At 28.5% G+C, this 17,902-nt stretch carries 23 protein-coding genes; all 23 read right to left on the bottom strand.

Annotation, left to right across the window (positions count from 1 at the left end):
* Positions 1-6 precede the first annotated feature (6 nt).
* The 23 genes from rbr to CLCY_RS10215 all read right to left on the bottom strand — a co-directional run bounded on the left by rbr (position 7) and on the right by CLCY_RS10215 (position 17,892).
* Positions 7-597, bottom strand: coding sequence for a rubrerythrin (gene rbr / locus CLCY_RS10320; protein ID WP_048571041.1), 591 nt, complete (start codon positions 595-597; stop codon positions 7-9).
* 118 nt (positions 598-715) lie between these two features.
* Positions 716-1,345 (bottom strand): 3'-5' exonuclease, encoded by a 630-nt coding sequence (locus tag CLCY_RS10315; protein ID WP_048571040.1) that lies wholly within the window; start codon positions 1,343-1,345, stop codon positions 716-718.
* A gap of 281 nt (positions 1,346-1,626) precedes the next feature.
* Positions 1,627-1,887 carry a DUF1653 domain-containing protein gene (locus CLCY_RS10310; protein ID WP_423230495.1) on the bottom strand — a complete coding sequence of 87 codons (261 nt, stop codon included), beginning with the start codon at positions 1,885-1,887 and terminating at the stop codon, positions 1,627-1,629.
* A gap of 150 nt (positions 1,888-2,037) precedes the next feature.
* Positions 2,038-2,229: a hypothetical protein gene (locus CLCY_RS10305; protein WP_048571039.1), complete on the bottom strand. Its 192-nt coding sequence runs from the start codon at positions 2,227-2,229 to the stop codon at positions 2,038-2,040.
* An 83-nt stretch (positions 2,230-2,312) separates the two neighbouring features.
* Positions 2,313-2,504, bottom strand: coding sequence for a hypothetical protein (locus CLCY_RS10300; protein WP_048571038.1), 192 nt, complete (start codon positions 2,502-2,504; stop codon positions 2,313-2,315).
* Between the two features lie 220 nt (positions 2,505-2,724).
* Positions 2,725-3,405 (bottom strand): manganese catalase family protein, encoded by a 681-nt coding sequence (locus tag CLCY_RS10295; protein ID WP_048571037.1) that lies wholly within the window; start codon positions 3,403-3,405, stop codon positions 2,725-2,727.
* 93 nt (positions 3,406-3,498) lie between these two features.
* Positions 3,499-4,431, bottom strand: coding sequence for a DUF2935 domain-containing protein (locus CLCY_RS10290; RefSeq protein ID WP_048571036.1), 933 nt, complete (start codon positions 4,429-4,431; stop codon positions 3,499-3,501).
* 197 nt (positions 4,432-4,628) lie between these two features.
* On the bottom strand, positions 4,629-5,000 hold the full coding sequence (locus CLCY_RS10285; RefSeq protein ID WP_048571035.1) for a phage holin family protein: 372 nt from the start codon (positions 4,998-5,000) through the stop codon (positions 4,629-4,631).
* 123 nt (positions 5,001-5,123) lie between these two features.
* Complete coding sequence (locus tag CLCY_RS10280; RefSeq protein ID WP_048571034.1) at positions 5,124-5,426, bottom strand: hypothetical protein; 303 nt, start codon at positions 5,424-5,426, stop codon at positions 5,124-5,126.
* Positions 5,427-5,977: 551 nt separating this feature from the next.
* The gene (locus CLCY_RS10275; RefSeq protein WP_048571033.1) at positions 5,978-6,898 is read right to left on the bottom strand and encodes a hypothetical protein; all 921 of its coding nucleotides are present in this window, start codon (positions 6,896-6,898) and stop codon (positions 5,978-5,980) included.
* A gap of 36 nt (positions 6,899-6,934) precedes the next feature.
* On the bottom strand, positions 6,935-7,375 hold the full coding sequence (locus CLCY_RS10270; RefSeq protein WP_048571032.1) for a Panacea domain-containing protein: 441 nt from the start codon (positions 7,373-7,375) through the stop codon (positions 6,935-6,937).
* A 291-nt stretch (positions 7,376-7,666) separates the two neighbouring features.
* Positions 7,667-10,357: a DNA methyltransferase gene (locus CLCY_RS10265; protein WP_200899975.1), complete on the bottom strand. Its 2,691-nt coding sequence runs from the start codon at positions 10,355-10,357 to the stop codon at positions 7,667-7,669.
* Positions 10,358-10,520: 163 nt separating this feature from the next.
* A complete protein-coding gene (locus CLCY_RS13380) occupies positions 10,521-11,414 on the bottom strand; it encodes an N-acetylmuramoyl-L-alanine amidase (protein WP_053083310.1) in 894 nt (297 codons plus the stop codon).
* Complete coding sequence (locus tag CLCY_RS10255; RefSeq protein WP_048571173.1) at positions 11,414-11,842, bottom strand: phage holin family protein; 429 nt, start codon at positions 11,840-11,842, stop codon at positions 11,414-11,416. The genes CLCY_RS13380 and CLCY_RS10255 overlap by 1 nt, the downstream gene beginning before the upstream one ends.
* Positions 11,843-11,937: 95 nt before the next feature.
* The gene (locus CLCY_RS10250; protein ID WP_048571030.1) at positions 11,938-12,642 is read right to left on the bottom strand and encodes a hypothetical protein; all 705 of its coding nucleotides are present in this window, start codon (positions 12,640-12,642) and stop codon (positions 11,938-11,940) included.
* Between the two features lie 2 nt (positions 12,643-12,644).
* The gene (locus tag CLCY_RS13805) at positions 12,645-12,809 is read right to left on the bottom strand and encodes a hypothetical protein (protein WP_161797124.1); all 165 of its coding nucleotides are present in this window, start codon (positions 12,807-12,809) and stop codon (positions 12,645-12,647) included.
* 115 nt (positions 12,810-12,924) lie between these two features.
* Positions 12,925-13,980 carry a hypothetical protein gene (locus tag CLCY_RS10240; RefSeq protein WP_048571028.1) on the bottom strand — a complete coding sequence of 352 codons (1,056 nt, stop codon included), beginning with the start codon at positions 13,978-13,980 and terminating at the stop codon, positions 12,925-12,927.
* A 256-nt stretch (positions 13,981-14,236) separates the two neighbouring features.
* Complete coding sequence (locus CLCY_RS13920) at positions 14,237-14,374, bottom strand: hypothetical protein (RefSeq protein ID WP_200899974.1); 138 nt, start codon at positions 14,372-14,374, stop codon at positions 14,237-14,239.
* Entirely contained in the window at positions 14,375-14,662 is a 288-nt protein-coding gene (locus CLCY_RS10235; protein WP_048571027.1) for a hypothetical protein, read from the bottom strand.
* 16 nt (positions 14,663-14,678) lie between these two features.
* A complete protein-coding gene (locus CLCY_RS10230) occupies positions 14,679-15,074 on the bottom strand; it encodes a gp53-like domain-containing protein (RefSeq protein ID WP_048571026.1) in 396 nt (131 codons plus the stop codon).
* Positions 15,075-15,086: 12 nt separating this feature from the next.
* Entirely contained in the window at positions 15,087-16,388 is a 1,302-nt protein-coding gene (locus tag CLCY_RS10225) for a siphovirus ReqiPepy6 Gp37-like family protein (RefSeq protein WP_048571025.1), read from the bottom strand.
* A complete protein-coding gene (locus CLCY_RS10220) occupies positions 16,370-16,993 on the bottom strand; it encodes a hypothetical protein (protein WP_048571024.1) in 624 nt (207 codons plus the stop codon). The genes CLCY_RS10225 and CLCY_RS10220 overlap by 19 nt, the downstream gene beginning before the upstream one ends.
* A gap of 11 nt (positions 16,994-17,004) precedes the next feature.
* Positions 17,005-17,892 carry a phage distal tail protein gene (locus CLCY_RS10215; protein ID WP_048571023.1) on the bottom strand — a complete coding sequence of 296 codons (888 nt, stop codon included), beginning with the start codon at positions 17,890-17,892 and terminating at the stop codon, positions 17,005-17,007.
* Positions 17,893-17,902: the final 10 nt, after the last annotated feature.

The raw sequence follows: 17,902 nt of genomic DNA, 5'->3' as shown, positions 1-17,902 counted from the left end.
CTACATTTATTCAAATAATGAGTGTTCGAATAAAAGAAAATATCCTCTTGGATGAGAGCATGTAGAGCAAACTCCTGGTGCTTCTTTTCCTGTATGAACATGACCACAATTAGTGCACATCCATTGAACATCCTCTGACTTTCTAAATAGGGTCCCTGATTCAATTTCCTCATAAAATCTTGCAAATCTATCCCCATGTATCTTTTCTATTTCTGCAACTTGAGAAAATATAGTTGCTATATCAGTAAATCCTTCTTCATTAGCAACTTTTGCAAAATCTTTATAAACTTCTCCCCACTCTTCATATTCATTTTTAGATGCAGCCTTTAATAAAGGCAGAGTCTGATCATATATATCTATTGGATATCCTGCTTCAGATATATTAACGTTATTTCCTGCAAAACTTTTCAGTTTATCATAATATAACTTAGCGTGTGCTCTTTCTTGATCAGCAGTATAAATAAATGCCTTTTCGATTATAAAAAAACCTTCTTTTTTAGCAACACTAGCTGCCATATCATATCTATTTCTAGCCTGGCTTTCTCCTGCAAATGCACGCATTAAATTTTCTTTTGTTTTACTATCTCCTAAAAGCATTTTAAATTACCTCCTAATTATTGCTTAAAGGTAGTTTTCTCAATTTTTAATTCTAATATTCGATTTTTTATTACAAAATTAAAGCTACCTTCTTCTAAATTTAAAGGTAGCTTTAATACTAAATTTTATTAACAATTTCACTAATTCTAAGATATAACTCAGCACAGGAATATGCATCATCTATACCACAATGCTCTTTTTCTGTTACAATATTAAAATGTTTTTTTAAAGTAATCAGTTTGTTATTCTCAACTATACCATTTAAATACCTTCTTGAAAGCAAAAGTGTATCAACCACCTTATTATTCAAATTAATGGCATTAGAATTAAGAACATTGTACATATGAAGATTAAATAGAATAAACTTCATATCAAACTTGGAATTATGAGCCACTATTATAAAGTCTTCTAAAAATTCAACAAATTTAGGAATAACCTCATCAATTGTAGGCATCGTCTTCACCATTTCATTTGTTATTCCATTTATTTCAGTTATAAATCTAGGAATGTAAACCTTAGGATTTATATATTCATCAAACCTTGCAATTTCTTTTCCATCTTTATATTTTATTCCTGATAACTGTATTATTTTATTTTCGTCATACTTTAATCCTGTTGTTTCTATGTCTATAGCTACAAAAGTATCAGTAAAACCTTCATACTTCTCAAAATTCACATCAACTTCTGCTAATCCTTTTACATTATCTATACAGGTATATCTTGAACCCTCCTGATATAACGCTCGCATATTCATCCCCTGACCTTTTCTTTATATACACTAAAATTAATTCTAAGTACTATACTACAAATTAAGCATGTCCATAGTTTTTAGTATATCCTTAAATATATGATATCATGTTTAGTGATTTATGTAAAAGGCTTACTTAATTTAATAAAAATAAAAAAGCATCCTTAATTAAGGATAACTTTCATTTCAATGTAAGAGTATTTTATTTAGCTCCTATTCCATTCTAGGATAGACTTTTATTTTAAGTTCCTTAGCCACTATGTGTAAGTTTATTTTCTTTACTATTTAACACTTTTAAGGCTGTATGGTTGAAATCTATATTCTTGTGATGAATTAGGATACTTACTTTTATCCACTTTACTTATAAACATACTTAAAGGCCTTACATAAGTCCTACAATCTCCATAAAGAGCCTTGTAAACAACCATTTCTTCATCTGTTTCTGAATGAATAGCTATATCTATTAATAAATATAAGTCTCCTTTAAAGTGTTTAAATGTTTTTCCTATATAATCTACTATATTTACATTATTAATTTCCAACTTTATTCCTCCTTAACTTTATATTTTTATACTAACATAATATATATATCTTTTTAATATAATATTAATACTTATCAATCAAGAAAAGCTGTGTAGTTTTCTTTTAAAAATTACACAGCTTTTATAAATTAATTTCTTTAAGTTAAAGTTTTAGCTAAAACTTTTATTATCTTCTAGTGAAGAAACTACTTTATCATAAACATCTATTTCACAATGATCACTCCAGTTGCCACATGTTTCACAGCTTCTTCCTACAGCTAGATCTCTTGCTGAAATAAATCCATGATATCCATAGTCCTTACAATGTTCTCCTACTCTTTTTAATTCATCTGTTCTTGACATAATAACACACTCCTTTTTTCTTATAAGGTATTATTATTTTGTGTAATATTAGTTTTTTTATTCTACTAAATTATTTTAAATTCCTAAAATGTATTAATACTTTTCTCATCTTCAAGTCTTTTAACGAAATCATCTAAGGTTCTTTTGGAGATTTTAGTTTCTCTCATTATATTCATTTCAATGATTGCTTCTTTAATTCTTTCTGATACACTACTTTGTTGCATTGCAATACTTTCCATAACATTCACTTCTTCATTATTGTTTGTATTGTACACTGTAAAATCACCTCTAATACATAGTATACCCAGTTATCAGTATTAATTTATCAAAACCTCGGCTCATATTATAGAAGTATTTGTAAAAATATATACACTTCACCTTCAATGATAATATCGTTACTTTAACTTTAAGTAATATTATCAATATTTGTTGTAATATGTTATATACTTAGACTAAAAAGACAAAGGATCATCCCTTTGCCTTAATATAACAATACTATTTATTTTGTGGTTCAGTAAATGATACCTTTGTAGCCTCAGGAGATGTAAAATGATTCTCTGGTGTAGGAGTTGATAAATCAAAATAAAGCTTAGAATCTTCGGTTACTCCAAAGTCAATATTAGATCCTGTATCCTTAACCTTATTTAAAGCTTCTCTAAATAGAGCATTATGTGCTTCTTCTCTATTAAGTAAGAAATCTATGGTTTCTCTTACATATTTATCATCAATTTGACGATGTAAATATTCATATACAACCTTCGCTCTTTGTTCTGACGCTATATTTGATAGTAGGTCAGCTACTAAGTCTCCTGTAACTGTTACGTAATTGGCAGTCCAAGGTTCCCCTGATGAATTTATTAATACAGGAGAAAGTCCAGTTAATACATGTGTTTCTATTTCTCCTACTCCAACAGACTTATAGTCAACATCATGACCATTAAGCAAATTGATTGTTTGAGAAACCATTTCCATATGACTAAGCTCTTCTGCAGCAATATCTAAAAATAAGTCCTTAATTGCCTTATCCTTAATTCTAAAACTTTGGGACAGATATTGCATAGCTGCTTTTAATTCGCCATTTGCGCCGCCTAGTTGTTCTTGCATTAATACCGCATACTGAGGATTTGGTCTTTCAACTTTTACTTCTCTTTGTAATTGTTTATCATGTTTAAACAAATTACCACCTCCTGATAATACTTCAAAATTATTTTTTACCAAGAGGCTATAATTTATACATTTAACCCTTTAACTTAAAGCATCAATTCATTTTTATAATGACTTATTAAAACTATTAAGAAGTCTTACATAATGATTTGCTTCTCTTAATACATGATCTGATAATAAAGGTAGTATTATTGATTTAATTTTACAACTTAGAATGCCTTCTGTGCCTTGCTTTTTAAAATTCACAATATTTTTTGTTGCCTCTAGACTTTCCCTAGTTAATTCTTCTAAAGCTTTTAAATTCTCATGAATATTAGAACCTTTATTTACTAAGCTTTTAAATTTTTCATGGAACTTTTCGGCAATTTCAATTAGCTTGTCCTCTGAAGGATCAAGCATACCTCTTATAAATTCTGAATGTTCCTCCATTATATGATTCCAAAAATTCTCCTGGGATAGTACTTCCTTTGCAATATTAACTTGTTCTTTTCTTTGTATTCTTTCAATAATACTTAAGTATAAAGTAGCTTCCTCCAAAAGATGATTAATCATTGTAGGATAAGCTGTAGTAAACATTTTACAACTTAGAACATCATCTTTTAATTTTTTCTTAAATAAAATAATTTCCTTGAGTAGGGCTATTATAGAATTATTAATAGCATTAATTTCTTTATCAATATAAGGAGTAACATTTACCTTAGGAAAATCTCCCTTTATAAGTTTTATTTCTTGTTCGGTTATATCAGTATTTATATGGGCACCGGTATAAAATTCTGTCTTCTTTTCTGCGCTTAATGTATAATTTGTAACTAACTCTCCTGATGTCTTCACTTCATTACTAATAATACCATTTGAGATTCTAATGGACCTTTTTAATAAATCTTCTAATCTACTTTTTACCTTATCTGCAAACAATCTATAATTCGAATCCCTTGGAGTTAGTGATGCAGCAATAAACACCATATGTTCCTTCATTATTCTTAAAAAGAAAAGATTCAATTCTAGCGAATCCTTAACAAACCTATTATCAGACAACATATATTTCTCCTTTGATAAAAATTTTATTCATTCTAATATATGTATTTAAGAAAACTTTTGTGATTAGAGCATAGAAAAATCCCCTTATGATAGACTTTAAGCTTCATTATATGATGCTTTTTAGTATCTACTATAAGGGGATTATACTAATTTCTAAAGTTCTTATTTTCTTTTACTTATCAAATTATGTTTTTTAACTACATTACTCTACCAGGCAATAATATGTCTAATATACCTATAACTATAGCTGCTAATATTGCCCCTAGTAATGATACACTCATATTTGGAACTAAAAATTGAGTTAAATATAGTATAACAGCGGCGATTAAAAATCCCTTTATACCTCTTCCAATAGGGGATGCATCTACTCCCATTAAAGATTCTGCTAGATGATCTAGTACACTAATTACGAGTGCGGCTAATAAAAATGACCATAATCCGTGAATTGAAAATCCAGGTGTTAAAAATGATGTTATTCCTAAAACAATTGCAAATAATACTAATCTTATTATCCAACCGACAAAACTGCCACTTGTATTTTTTCTTTCTTCTACTCTATCGTTTGCCATTACAATTCCTCCTTAATAATTTTATATGAGTGTAGTTATAGTATGCTCATATAATTCATAAATATAATATTTAAAGGGTAATACCATTAGTTTATACCTTTGTATAAATTTCCCATGGAAATACTATTTAACTTTTACTACTGTAATAAAATTATTTACTTGCATATGCTTATATGTTTCCTTAGATGAATCATCTACATATACAGGAGTTGGCATACTAGCATCTTTATTCTCAGCAGCTGATGAACAGTGAAAAATACCACTAGAATTCAATTCACTTACAAAGTCATCTAAATCACTTTCTTCCTTAATATTCAAATCAAATTTTTTATTAAACTCGTCAATTGAATATGATTCTAATGTTAACAAATGTTTTTTTGCTCCATCTTTACTTATATCACTAGACATATTTAAGTTACCTATCACTATATATACACCTCCATTATAAGAGTATATTTTCCATTACTAATTAAATAAATTCAAAACTCTCAAAGGTACTTTATGGTACTCAATACAGCCTTCAGCAAAAAAATAAAAAAAGCCTTATTTTAAAGACTTTTAATTTTAAACTTCTATTTAATTTTTATCTTGGAAGGCTAACTTAACTTAAAATACTATCAGAAATACTAGAACATATAAATATCTCAATAAAATTAAATACTTACTCTTACATTTTACCTAATATATAAAAAATAAATGAAATATAAAAAGGGCTACATTTCTGTAACCCTGTATAATCAAATTGGCGGGAATGTGTGAGAATCGAACTCACCCATGACGCTACTAACGCCACAAGCCGGTTTTGAAGGTCAAAGAAAGGCCTAAATATTCGTATTTATAAATAATAAAAAACCTCTAAAAGCATTCATATAAAAGACTTTTAGAGGTTTACATACTTTTAATAATATCTATTAACATTTGACTTTAGTGCACAAAATGTGTACATTAATTAAACATTTTCAGAATCTAAATATATACTATGAATCTAAAGACTTTGCACACTCACTTATATCACAACTATTTTTTTTACTTTTAAGATATATAAAAAATATATATGCTAAAAGTACTAAAATAAATAGACTTAATATTACAATAAGCATATTAGCTTTTAAATATGAAATTCTTGTAAATATATTATATCTATCTATGGTATACAAAAGTAAAGTCGCAACACATAATATCAATGTCAGAAAATTGTATACGTATACTATAGGATATTTATATCTTAAACATAACATAAACGACATCTTTTTGCATTTTGAACACTTATCCGGTATCTTATCTATAGTTATTTTTCTCCCTGTTATTTTAGATATTGTATATAACAACATATATATTATATTAAACATTATAAATCCAATTATCAAAATTACAAATGTTAGCTTATAAGAATTTATTTTATCAATAGCATTAAGAGCACTAGCGATAAAGTTTAGTCCTCCAAAGAACGCTATTATAACCGCAGAAAAAATACTTAGAATTGATATAAAATCGCCTTGCATTTTACCCATTTTTTCTTGACTTTGTGCAATAATACTTTTATGTTCTTCATTTGATAACTTTAATTTCTCAATATATAAAGAAGTTGACTCAATTTGTTTATCAACTCTTCTACTACGATTTACTCTGGGTATTTCTAAAAGTACATAATCTATTATTTTCAAAAAATTATTCTGTAAGTCACTCCCATATAAATCTTTAAATTTAGAAATATTTCTACGCAAGTTATCTCTTTGTTCATCATCTTGAATATCTTCAATATAATTTAAAATTAAATTATATTCTACTCTATCGCCCTTTAATTCAATCTTTTTAACTTCTTCAAAGTTAATTTTAGATCCCATTTTGTTAAGGCTATCCAATAATTCATATGTTTCTCCTCGTGATATGTAACTCATTTTCTTTTCTCCCAATTAACCATATGTTTATAATACTTATAGTTCAAATAGTGATATATTCTCTCTTAGACTAGTTATTGGTATCTCACAATTCATATTTTCTATATAGTTTTCTTTCCAAGGTAACTCATTGTGAGTATCATCTACAAGCTTCCATGGATCAATATCTATTTTCTTATTAATAACATTTCTTATAACTTCTAAATCACATTCTTCAAAATGCATGTCATCTCTTTTCTCTATCCCCTTTATACAATTTGAAGAATATCCATTAAACCAATAATATACATCTGGAACTACTGGTCCATACTTCCATGCTTGTATATCGTTGATAAAAAGAATTTTATCATTAGCCAAAATAGAATTTCCCTGCATATAATATAAAAGCTTCTGTAACTGAAGATTAGTTATGGGTTTATTCAACTCTTTTTCACAATACTCTAAAGTATACTTTGCAACGTCTATAGCACTATACATCCCATTACCTCCAAATAATATTTTGTACTTATAAAGTTTATCATTTATTCTTTTATATTTCTACAAAATTTGTATAAATTCCTTCTTGAAACTTTATATGCTAAGTAATGCCATTTTAGAATTAACCTAATAAAAATATCACTCAAATTATTATAGTGTATCTTATAATAATTCTTTCTACAAATAAGAAATATCATACTACAATATGAAAAAATTAAATATATAAAGCTACATTTTCTTTTAACACTGCAATTTTTACATATAAACTGTCTTTTATGACTTACATATATCCTATTTTTTATTTTCAATCAACTCTAAATACATTTCTATTAATTTAGCCATACACATTTCTTCTGATTCCCACTCAATTCCATAAGCTTTATAAACCTCCTTATCAAGATTACGATGTGCTCTCAGCAAATCTAATGGCATTAATAATGGGTCATATAAGTTAGCTAAACTGTCATTTGGATACTTTTCTCTTATGTATAAAACTTCCCAAGCAGCCCTTTCTATTAACTCTCTATGTTTTTCATTTATACTTGGCCAAGGAAAATTATTATAAACTAAATTATTAGAATATCTATAATCACTTTTTATTCTCCCACAAATAGTACGCATCCAGACCATATGCACATTAGAAATTAAAATACCAAATTCATAGATTGTAGCTTCTGGTATCATAAGATTAGCGTCTCCACATATTACGTCTGGTTCCATAAATCCAATAGGTAAATACTTTCTTTTTTCAGATGAATGTCTTGGAACTAATATATAATTTCCTTTTGGCTGTCTAATCTCGCCAAAATTCATAGGTGAGTCTGCAAGTTTCTGAGTTGCTTTTCTCTTACTAGCAAGTCTAAACTCTCTAACTTTACTAATCCTTTCTAATATGCCCTTACAACTCTTAAGTTCTGAAGGTGAAGTACCCTCTAACCATAAACACCATCTTGTAATACTATTAATGTATTCATGAGAACCCACAAATTTTTTGAACCATTTTTCACTATTAGGATTTGATGATAAAAACTCCTCCTTTTCTTCATCAGAAAATAAAAGATATCCCCCATCATTAGGCATATTCCCTAAACACATTGTTGGAACATTACAAATAGCTTTTTTTCTACTTTCAATAAATACGTTATCTGCATTTACTAAATACGGATTTATATTTTCTGCATAGATAACAGTTTCATCTTCTAGGAATATTCTCATATTAGAAAATATCTTACTTGAGCTGAATCCAATAATTACACAATGAACAGCAGCTTTCCCTTTTGCTTCGTTTCCCCATTTGAATGTTCTATAAGCAAAATCAATATGGATATTGTACTTTTCAAATAATACTCTCCATAATATTGGTGACTGCTCTCCTTGAACAATTGAATTTGTAGAAACAAAAGCAGATTTTATATTTGTATCAATTATATATTCACTTGCTTTTTTATACCAACCAGTTACATAATCAAGATTTCCTGCATTCTTAATGCTATCAAATAAAGTTAATATATCTTCTTTTTGCTCTGTATTCATAAACCTTGCTCCAATAAAAGGTGGATTGCCAATTATATAAGATAACTTATCCTTAGATACAACATCTTCCCAAGACATTTTTAATGCATTACCGTGAACTATATTAGCTGTATCGGTAATTGGAAAGTCAATAAAATTTATCCCAAAATAATTTGATGTTTCTATATCCATTTGATGTTTCATTAATAAAAGACCTACGTATGCTATTTGGCAAGGAAATTCTTCAACTTCAATACCGTAAAACTGATTAACTGACACTTTACATAATGTCTCTATAATAGTCATCTGTTTATTGTCATAAAGCATTTTTAATAATTCAAATTCTAGCAACCTTAATTCTCTATATGTAATAATTAAAAAATTGCCACATCCACATGCTGGATCAAAAAAGTATAGGGAAGCAATCTTATTATGAAATGCTTCGAGCTGTACTGTACTTATTTTACACCTGTTAAATTCATCCCATAAATCATCTAGAAATAATGGTTTTATTAATTTCATTATATTTTTTTCAGAAGTATAGTGTGCCCCTAACTCTCTTCGTTCTTTTTGGTTCATAACGCCTTGAAACATTGCCCCAAAAATAGCTGGTGATATATATCCCCAATCAAAATTGCAACAATCTAAAATTAAACTACGCATCTTATGATCAAAGAATGCAGGTGGAAGCATTTCAGAAAATAACTTTCCATTAATGTAGCGAAATTTTTTTAGTTCATTAGGTAAAGTTTTCATTCTTTTATTTTCTGGTGTATTTAGAATACTGAAAAGTGAAATCATTCTGGATGATAAATCACTGCCGTCTTCTTTGGAACTTAAAATATAATTTTCAAAAGCACCACTTTCGAATATACCCGTATCCTCTGCAAATAAACAAAATAAAAGGCGTACTAAATAAACTTCTAAGTTTCTTCCCTCGTAACCATTTTCCTTTAATTTATCATGTAACTTTGCCATTTTATATGAAGCATCCGTGTTAACTTCAATATCTGTTTTAAAAGTCACCTCTGAGTTATATCCAGCTAGTGTACCTAGCATCCTTACCTTATTTTTCAATTCACTAACTTTAAACTTTTTAAATGTTTGCATTGTTTTTAAATTTGTTACCTGTATAAAGTTGAAGTCTGATACCATCAACAACTCTGGATATTCATCTGGTTTAAGACATTTAGCATAGTCATAACCTTGATTATACGCTTTAACCAAGGATTCACCTTTGCTCTTCATTTCAATTAATATTTTCCCTGGCAAAAGATAATCTACATATCCAACCCTACCTTGATAATCATAAACTTGATATTCATGAAGTCCTTCGTGCCAATCAACACCAAATACACTCATGAAATCCTTCTCGAAAGTCTGTGCTTCTTGCCGTTCATCACCCTTACAATTTCTCCATGTCTTTGAAAATGCTATTGCCTTTGTTTCTATTTCATTCCAACTTAACATGATATCATACCTTTCTTTTAAACATACTATTAAAATAGTACTGCAAAATCAGTATAATTTCCACAAGTTTCATGGCCTTATTAACATAATTCTAAGATATCTGTGATACCTTAGAACGTCCATTTTTAAAGAGTATTAAAATCTAACTATATATTATTAGCTTTTAATACTCTAATAATTTTCTCCAGGTGAGGTTATTTATTAGAATATATCCAAACGGGATTCCCGTACTTATTTTAAACTTATTTATAGCATCTCTATTTGCTGGCCCCATAATTCCTGTATCAGAGCCCTTGCTTAAAAATCCTTTCATAATTAATATTCTTTGCATAACAGTAACTACCCCTCTAGCTTCAATACCTATAAGTTGTGGTAACTTCTTTATAAGTTCCTCTGTAGCAACACCATCTTTAGACAATCCCATAACCCCTTGAAGTATCTTAATTTCTTCTACCATCTGTTTAGCTATAGGATTATAACTACACGCTGCTAATTTAACTGTTCCTGGTATCATCTCATCGTCCTCACTTTCTATATCATTTATTATTTGTCCAGTAATTCCTTCGGCTATTGATTTAGCTATACTATTTATATTATCTTTATATAGATTAACGTCTTCAATATTATCTACAAAACATACTTCAACAAGCATACTTTTAGCCCTTGTATTTTTAACTACATAAAGACTAGATCCATCTTTTACTCCTCTGTTAACAAATCCAATAGAATTCATTTTATCTAATACTCTGATTGCTTCAAGATGTTGTTTTCCACTATAAGTAAATACCTCTGTTCCACATCCACCACCACTATTAAGATGAATTGATACAAATAAATCTAATGACTGTGCATTAGCTTTGGAAACTCTTTTGAATAAACTTTCCGTATTACTAGCTGCTCTATCTATTGTACAATTAACTACAGTATGACCAAGTTGATTAAGGTATTTGATTACCTTATTTCCTAACCTTCTAGTTTCTTCACTTTCTTTTAATACGCCTATAGCTCCGTAATTTGAACCTTCTAATGTATGTCCCATATCTATTCCTATAATCATTACTTTTCATCTCCTTTTCTAATTTCTTTCTTATTTCCTTCTTCAAGTTGTAGTAATGCTTCAAGAAGCTGTGGTGGGAGTTTTAATCCTAATCCTGCACAATTCTCTAGCAAGCTTATTCCTTCATTTGCTATATAGAAGAAACATACCAATGTTCTAAATACCCATGTACCTGTATTTAAAAGTCTGTCAAGGAGTACTGCAACTATTAGAACTATAAGGATTACTCCTTTTCTTATTAGTCCTTTAAACCCTTTCTCTGAGGATATTTCTTTATTAACGTATGCTCTTAAAAGTCCTGTTCCATAATCTAGTACCATGAATGCAACTAATACAAGTAAAGCTGTATCCCATGCCCCAAATAAGTATGTAAGCCCTGTACCTGTAGCTGCTACGAACCCACTTGCTTCCAAACTATAAATTTTCATGTTACACCTTCTTTCATTAAAAATAGGAATAAAAAATACACCCTGTAAAAGAGTGTATTTTTTATTCCTCATATCTTTTTTCGTAAAACTTTTCATTAAGAACCTCTGTAGATTATTCCCATACTTTCTAACTCTCTAAAAGTATCAGCTACAATTGCACTAATTTCTGGTTTTATTTTATCTAATTGAATCATACTCTTCTTAATTTCTATTTGAAATATCTTTTCTAAGTCTTCTACCTTATATTTACTTGGAACATATGAAAGTGGTATTTTTATACTCCTATAACCTAAATTAATAAATTTATCAATAATATTAACAATGCTTGGACAATCTAACATTAATTGTTTAACTTTCTTCTTGTCTTCTTCTAATTTAATCTCTTCTTTTTCACTTTCATTAGGTTCTTTTACTTCTTTTAATTTTTCAACAACTTCATTTTGATCTTCTAAATTTTCTTTAAGCCCCTCCATGCATATCTCAATACCATTCACTCCAATTTTTCTTATAGACTTAATAATTTCAAATAACTTTTTTATTATGTCATAACAAGAAACTAAATATATAATTAATGCAAATAACATAATATTTTTAAATATATCTGATTTAAATATTGTTGACTGTAAATCCTTTAAAAGGCCAAGTACATATTTACCAATTGTATTAAATTGAATTACTAAGTGAGTACTTATACTATCTAAATTAATTACTTTATAATAGTGATAAATATATAAACTATTTATCACTATATAAAGTATTATACTAGCACAAAAAAATAAAATATGTTTTCTACTTTTCATTATTAATTTTCTTCCTTAATTCTATATTTCTCAATATAATCATTATTATTGTACATCTCTTTACAATAGTTACATCTTATAATCGAAAATTCACTTTCATTAATATGTAAATTACTCTCATAACATATAGGACAAACACTTATAAAAACTCTTTCAATAAGTTCCATATTTAAAAGCTCATGTATACCTTGATAGACCATTTTTTTTTCAAAATTTGTTTTCTTTATTAGGTATATAATAGGCACAGCCTCATTTCTTTCACATATAAATCTCTTATTTAGTTCATATAAGATTTTCTCTCGAGCCTTCACTTTCATACTCAGGTAATTTGTATCTTGGAAATACTTCTTTGCACACATTTGAGATAACCTCCATTCCCAAAAATGGTCCCTGCAATATAATTTCTCCACTACTTTTAAAAATAATTATCCTGCTACCTATTATGCACTCTATCATTTTAACACAGTGTTCTTCATTCTGTAATGCATAATTTATCGCCTGCAACCTATACTTATTATGTCTTGAATCTCTTTCACTACTACGCAAGTTATTTTTAGTGTCTATTGGATCTTCTGTTTCAATTATAGTTATTTTTCTTGATATATTATTTTCAACTTCCCCAAATTCTTTAAATTCTCCATTTTCATCTACTAAATTTTGAAAAAAATCAAGTACATATTTATTAAGGGCATCTTCCATGCCATACTTCATTAATGATGCTTGATTACCATTTAAAAACAAATTATAAAATGCTGACTTTTTGTTTGTAATTGCTTTAGCACTACTATTACCATAGCAAGCTTTAGAATAAAAATCATTTACGAACATAAATAATAAACTTTCATTTAAGTCAACAACAAATTTTACAAAATCATAGTATTCATATTGCTTATAACCTATACAGCCTGTTTCCAACATTTCTTCTTCTTCTACGATTTTTCTTTGGGCCATTTTAATTATAAAATATTTATCTTTTTCAGATACATAAACACAACTCATGTCTTCATTTATTCCAGCTAATTGCTCATTATCATATAATCCTTTTATCCTATTTCTAACCATAAATTCTTCTTTTAAAATATCAGTACATAATTCCTCTATAACTTTATCCTTTACTGAAAATATAAACATTTTTTTAAAAGAATATTCCTCTAAATGAAAAAGCAATTGATCAATATCTATTTGACTATATTTCATACTAATATTTTCAAGAAAATCACTTATATTTACTTCATCTATATTTATATTATAAATATCTCTTACTTTATCCTTTACTACTGAAAAAGGTACCCCAATATTTTTTAATGTATTCCACCTTAGTGTCTGTATCTCATTCATTGATAAACCCTCCATAACTTACATGATTATTATTATGTAAATTATACACGTATTAACAATAAATTACAAAATTTTTCTATTATAAAAAAGCATACTTTTAGATATCCCTAGTTACATTTTATAGTATATCCTAATTCCTTTTATAGTATATCCTAATTCCGAATATGTGCTAGAGATATCTTTCACCTCCCTGAATCCTATGTTTGTGTAAACATATCTTAAATTTAAGTAACATCTAACCTTACATCATCAACTCTTATAATCTCTTAATTACTTCATTCTTATATTCAGCTACTTTGATATCTTCAACTCTAAATGCTAACCCTGTAACTGGATTAATTTCCCCTATTTCGATTTTCCTAACTAGCATCTCTACAAGTGATTGTATTATCATCTATATCACTCCTTGTATTTGAAGTATTATATTTTCTAATGCTATTACTCTTTCCTCTATAGTATTTATACCATCAACTCTAGGTATCTCAGCTTTAACTTCTTCAAATATATCATTGAATGTACTTCCTAATTGTTTTTTTATCTTATATATTTTACCTATACACTGATTTTGAAAAAAAGTATTATATGTTTCATCAGTAATACTTATATCTGTAGGTAAAATTTCATTAATCCTATCATCTTTAAAATAATATTCTCTATCTGTTACAATACTTAAATATTTCATATCATTATTCCTCCTCCTAATACCCAACAGCTATCCAATTATAGTTCATATTTGCTCCTGTCCTACTTGTAAATTTAAAGCTAGCCCCAATTTCAGCATTACTATTATAACTATATGCTGCATTGAAACTAGCATATAGATTTAAAGGTGAACCAATTGCACATACCCTTTTATTAGGAAAAGCAATAGGAAATAATACATTAGATTCTGCTATATATGTTCCTCCTGAATTAATAAAATTAGCTGTAGCAGTACCCCATTGTATTATTAATCCACTAGGAAGTTTTCTATATCCTGTCGGACTTAAATCTTGTATTGCACCCGTTATGAGATCCTCTGTTGTTTCAAAATGTATAGTATCAAAATCAGTACCGTTACTAACCTTGTATATTGCTTTTTTAGTTGTTCCCATTCTTCACCCCTCCTATATAGTCTGTATCCACACATCACCACTTATAATTGATGTAGGTTCTGTGCTTTGTGTAAATATTTTTGTTCCTCCTTCACCTGCTGGCCCTTGTGGTCCTGTGTCTCCTTTAGGACCTTTAATATTCATACTTGTAGGCGTATCTGTCGCTAAGGAATATTTCCATGTTAGGTTTCCATTAACATCAACCACTGGCTTCCATACGTTAGGATTAACAGAACTAACTCCTCCAGTAGCCCCTACGCTAGTTCCTATATCATTTACCTTATTATTTATCTCATCTATAAGAGATGTTAGTATTGAACCTAAAGTTATATCTATCTTTCTATAACCCTCATAGACTTCTGTAACCTCTACAACTCTTAAGCTATCTATGCTTTTTTCTGTTTTTTTGATAACTATGTCACCTACATCCCAATCCTTTTCATATATAAAGTTATCATTTGCAATAGTTGATTCAGTAGATTCTATTCTCTCATACTCAGATAACTTTATCTTTGCCCTATCTTCTAGATCTTCATCTTCATTTATATCTCTAGCATCTATATATAGCTCTTTTCTATTTAATCCAGTGTCATTACTTTTAAAAACTTGCTTAATATTTCTGTCTACTCCTTCACCTTGTCCAGCTACATATGCCATAGACCTTTGATTTAATGTATTAACAGTAGTTATAGTGTTATATAAGTTATCAAAGTCACTTGAAAACATTACTCTATTGTTAACAGTAAGATCTTTCCCCTCATAAACATCAAATACAAACCTTTTATTAACTAAATCAAGCTCTATATTAAATCCTAATCCTGTGGCAGTTGCTATTGTTTCAGTTTCAACTAATAAATCCTTTAGCCTAGTTTGATAACTAATTATTTCTCCTCTATGTTTATTTTCAGCTATAACTAACTGATTAATATTTCTTTTAGGGTCAATGGCAGTTATGGCATTAGCATTTATATAATGCTTAATAACCGTTTCTGCATCTCCTTTAATATAATCATAATCAAGTCCAGTTGGTGGAATAGTAACCCTTCTATTAAGAATACTTTTTAGGTCCCTACCCTTTGCTGTAACTGTATTCTTTTCCTCATCAATAGTTACCTCCTCAATAAACCCTGCTTTTTTAGGATCAATGAATATAATATGTCCATTCTTCAATATATCCTGATATTTCATAGAAGCTACAAGTTGAAAATCCCTCGACTTGTTGTAATTCCTTCTATAAAAAAAAGAGATATAATCCTCTATATCTCCTAGAAACTCAAAGCTATCCGTTATAATTTTTATATTGTATTTATCCATATATCACCTATTACAGCTACAGGTTGTGTGTTTTGAATGTAAATTCCCCTTATACTCTTACCTTGAAGGCTATTAAACCACTGATCCCATACAGTATTTTTATCAGATATATTTTTATTAAATAAATTCCACATCTCCTGTATATCAACTATCCCTGTGAATCCCATAAAGCCACATACATTAACATCTGACCTTTCATCTATTATCGTAAAATCTAAGCCTGTTATATTAACTTTTGCTAATGATAACTCATATATACTATTGTTACGTTCAAGAGTTGGTGCAATTGTTTCTGATCCTTGCTTAACATGTATTTCTAATGTCCTATTAACTAAATCTAACCTTAATACTATCCTATCAATTCTAGTTATACCAGTACTTATACCTTTTATTAAAGTTGAATCATTAAGATACAAATACCCATTAATGACCGCTGAACCTGATGCTATTTCTATTTGTGTATTATTCTTCTTAAATACCTTTAATGAGTCCTTTGCACTACTTACTCCATTAGTAATAAAGCTTTTAAAGTACTTAGCAAAGTCCTCTGACTTATATTTTCTATCTCCATTAACACTGTTAAAGAATCCAGCAAACTCAGCCATAAAATCACCTCCTATAAACTCAAGTACTGATTCTTATATTTTATAAAAACATTTTGAGGCACACTGTTATCCTCTGTGCTATATGTTATTTTGTTATAACCTTCTTTTAAATTAAAAAAGCTACTAAAAATGTCTATGTAATTGTAGGCATTTTCAATAGCTCCATCTGCTTTAGTAATTTCTACTCGCTTATTTCCATAAGCAGTAGATATATAAAGCATTTCTTGATCTAATATGTTCTTATTCACTTTTATAAACTCATTATCACTAAGTGTAACTTTTGGATTTAAAGCTGGTCCTATAAATACTACTTCTAGTGCTGCATCAACATCTCCATTATTAATAAATTCTATTTCATTAGGTCCCTTTGTTCCAAACTCTATTCCAGCAGTGTCATCTAGCATAAAAGGAAACTCGAATTTATCTAACCATGTTCCTATATTGACTATAGTTTTTTCTGTATCCTGCCAAAATGGAGAATAACAATCAAAGGATACTTTAAATCCTAATAAACATTCACTATTTAGCTTATAGTTACTATCAAACATTGGCACTGATGAAGCTCTTGCCTGTATCTCCTTGTTTATATTATCATCTGTATACTTTATGACTATATCATCTAGTGGATTAAGTGTTGCAATTAAATCTCTTTTAATTATCTCTATTTCTTTTCTATTATTAGCAATTATAACTCCCTGCATATCAATGTCTCTATTACCTAAAGTTGTGGTAGTTATAGTTGTTCCATATTGATTAATTCCTTTAACTGTACTTACCTCACCTTTAAGTTGATTATCTTCAAAGGATGTTAATACAATACCTGTATCACCTTTAAGATATGTATTAATAGTCACATAATTTTTCTTAATTTCATTAATTATAGCTATAGTCGTGTACATTATGTATTAA

It is taken from the genome of Clostridium cylindrosporum DSM 605 (genome assembly GCF_001047375.1).
Lineage (GTDB): Bacteria > Bacillota > Clostridia > Clostridiales > Caloramatoraceae > Clostridium_AB > Clostridium_AB cylindrosporum.
This window is presented reverse-complemented; position numbering and strand designations above follow the sequence as displayed.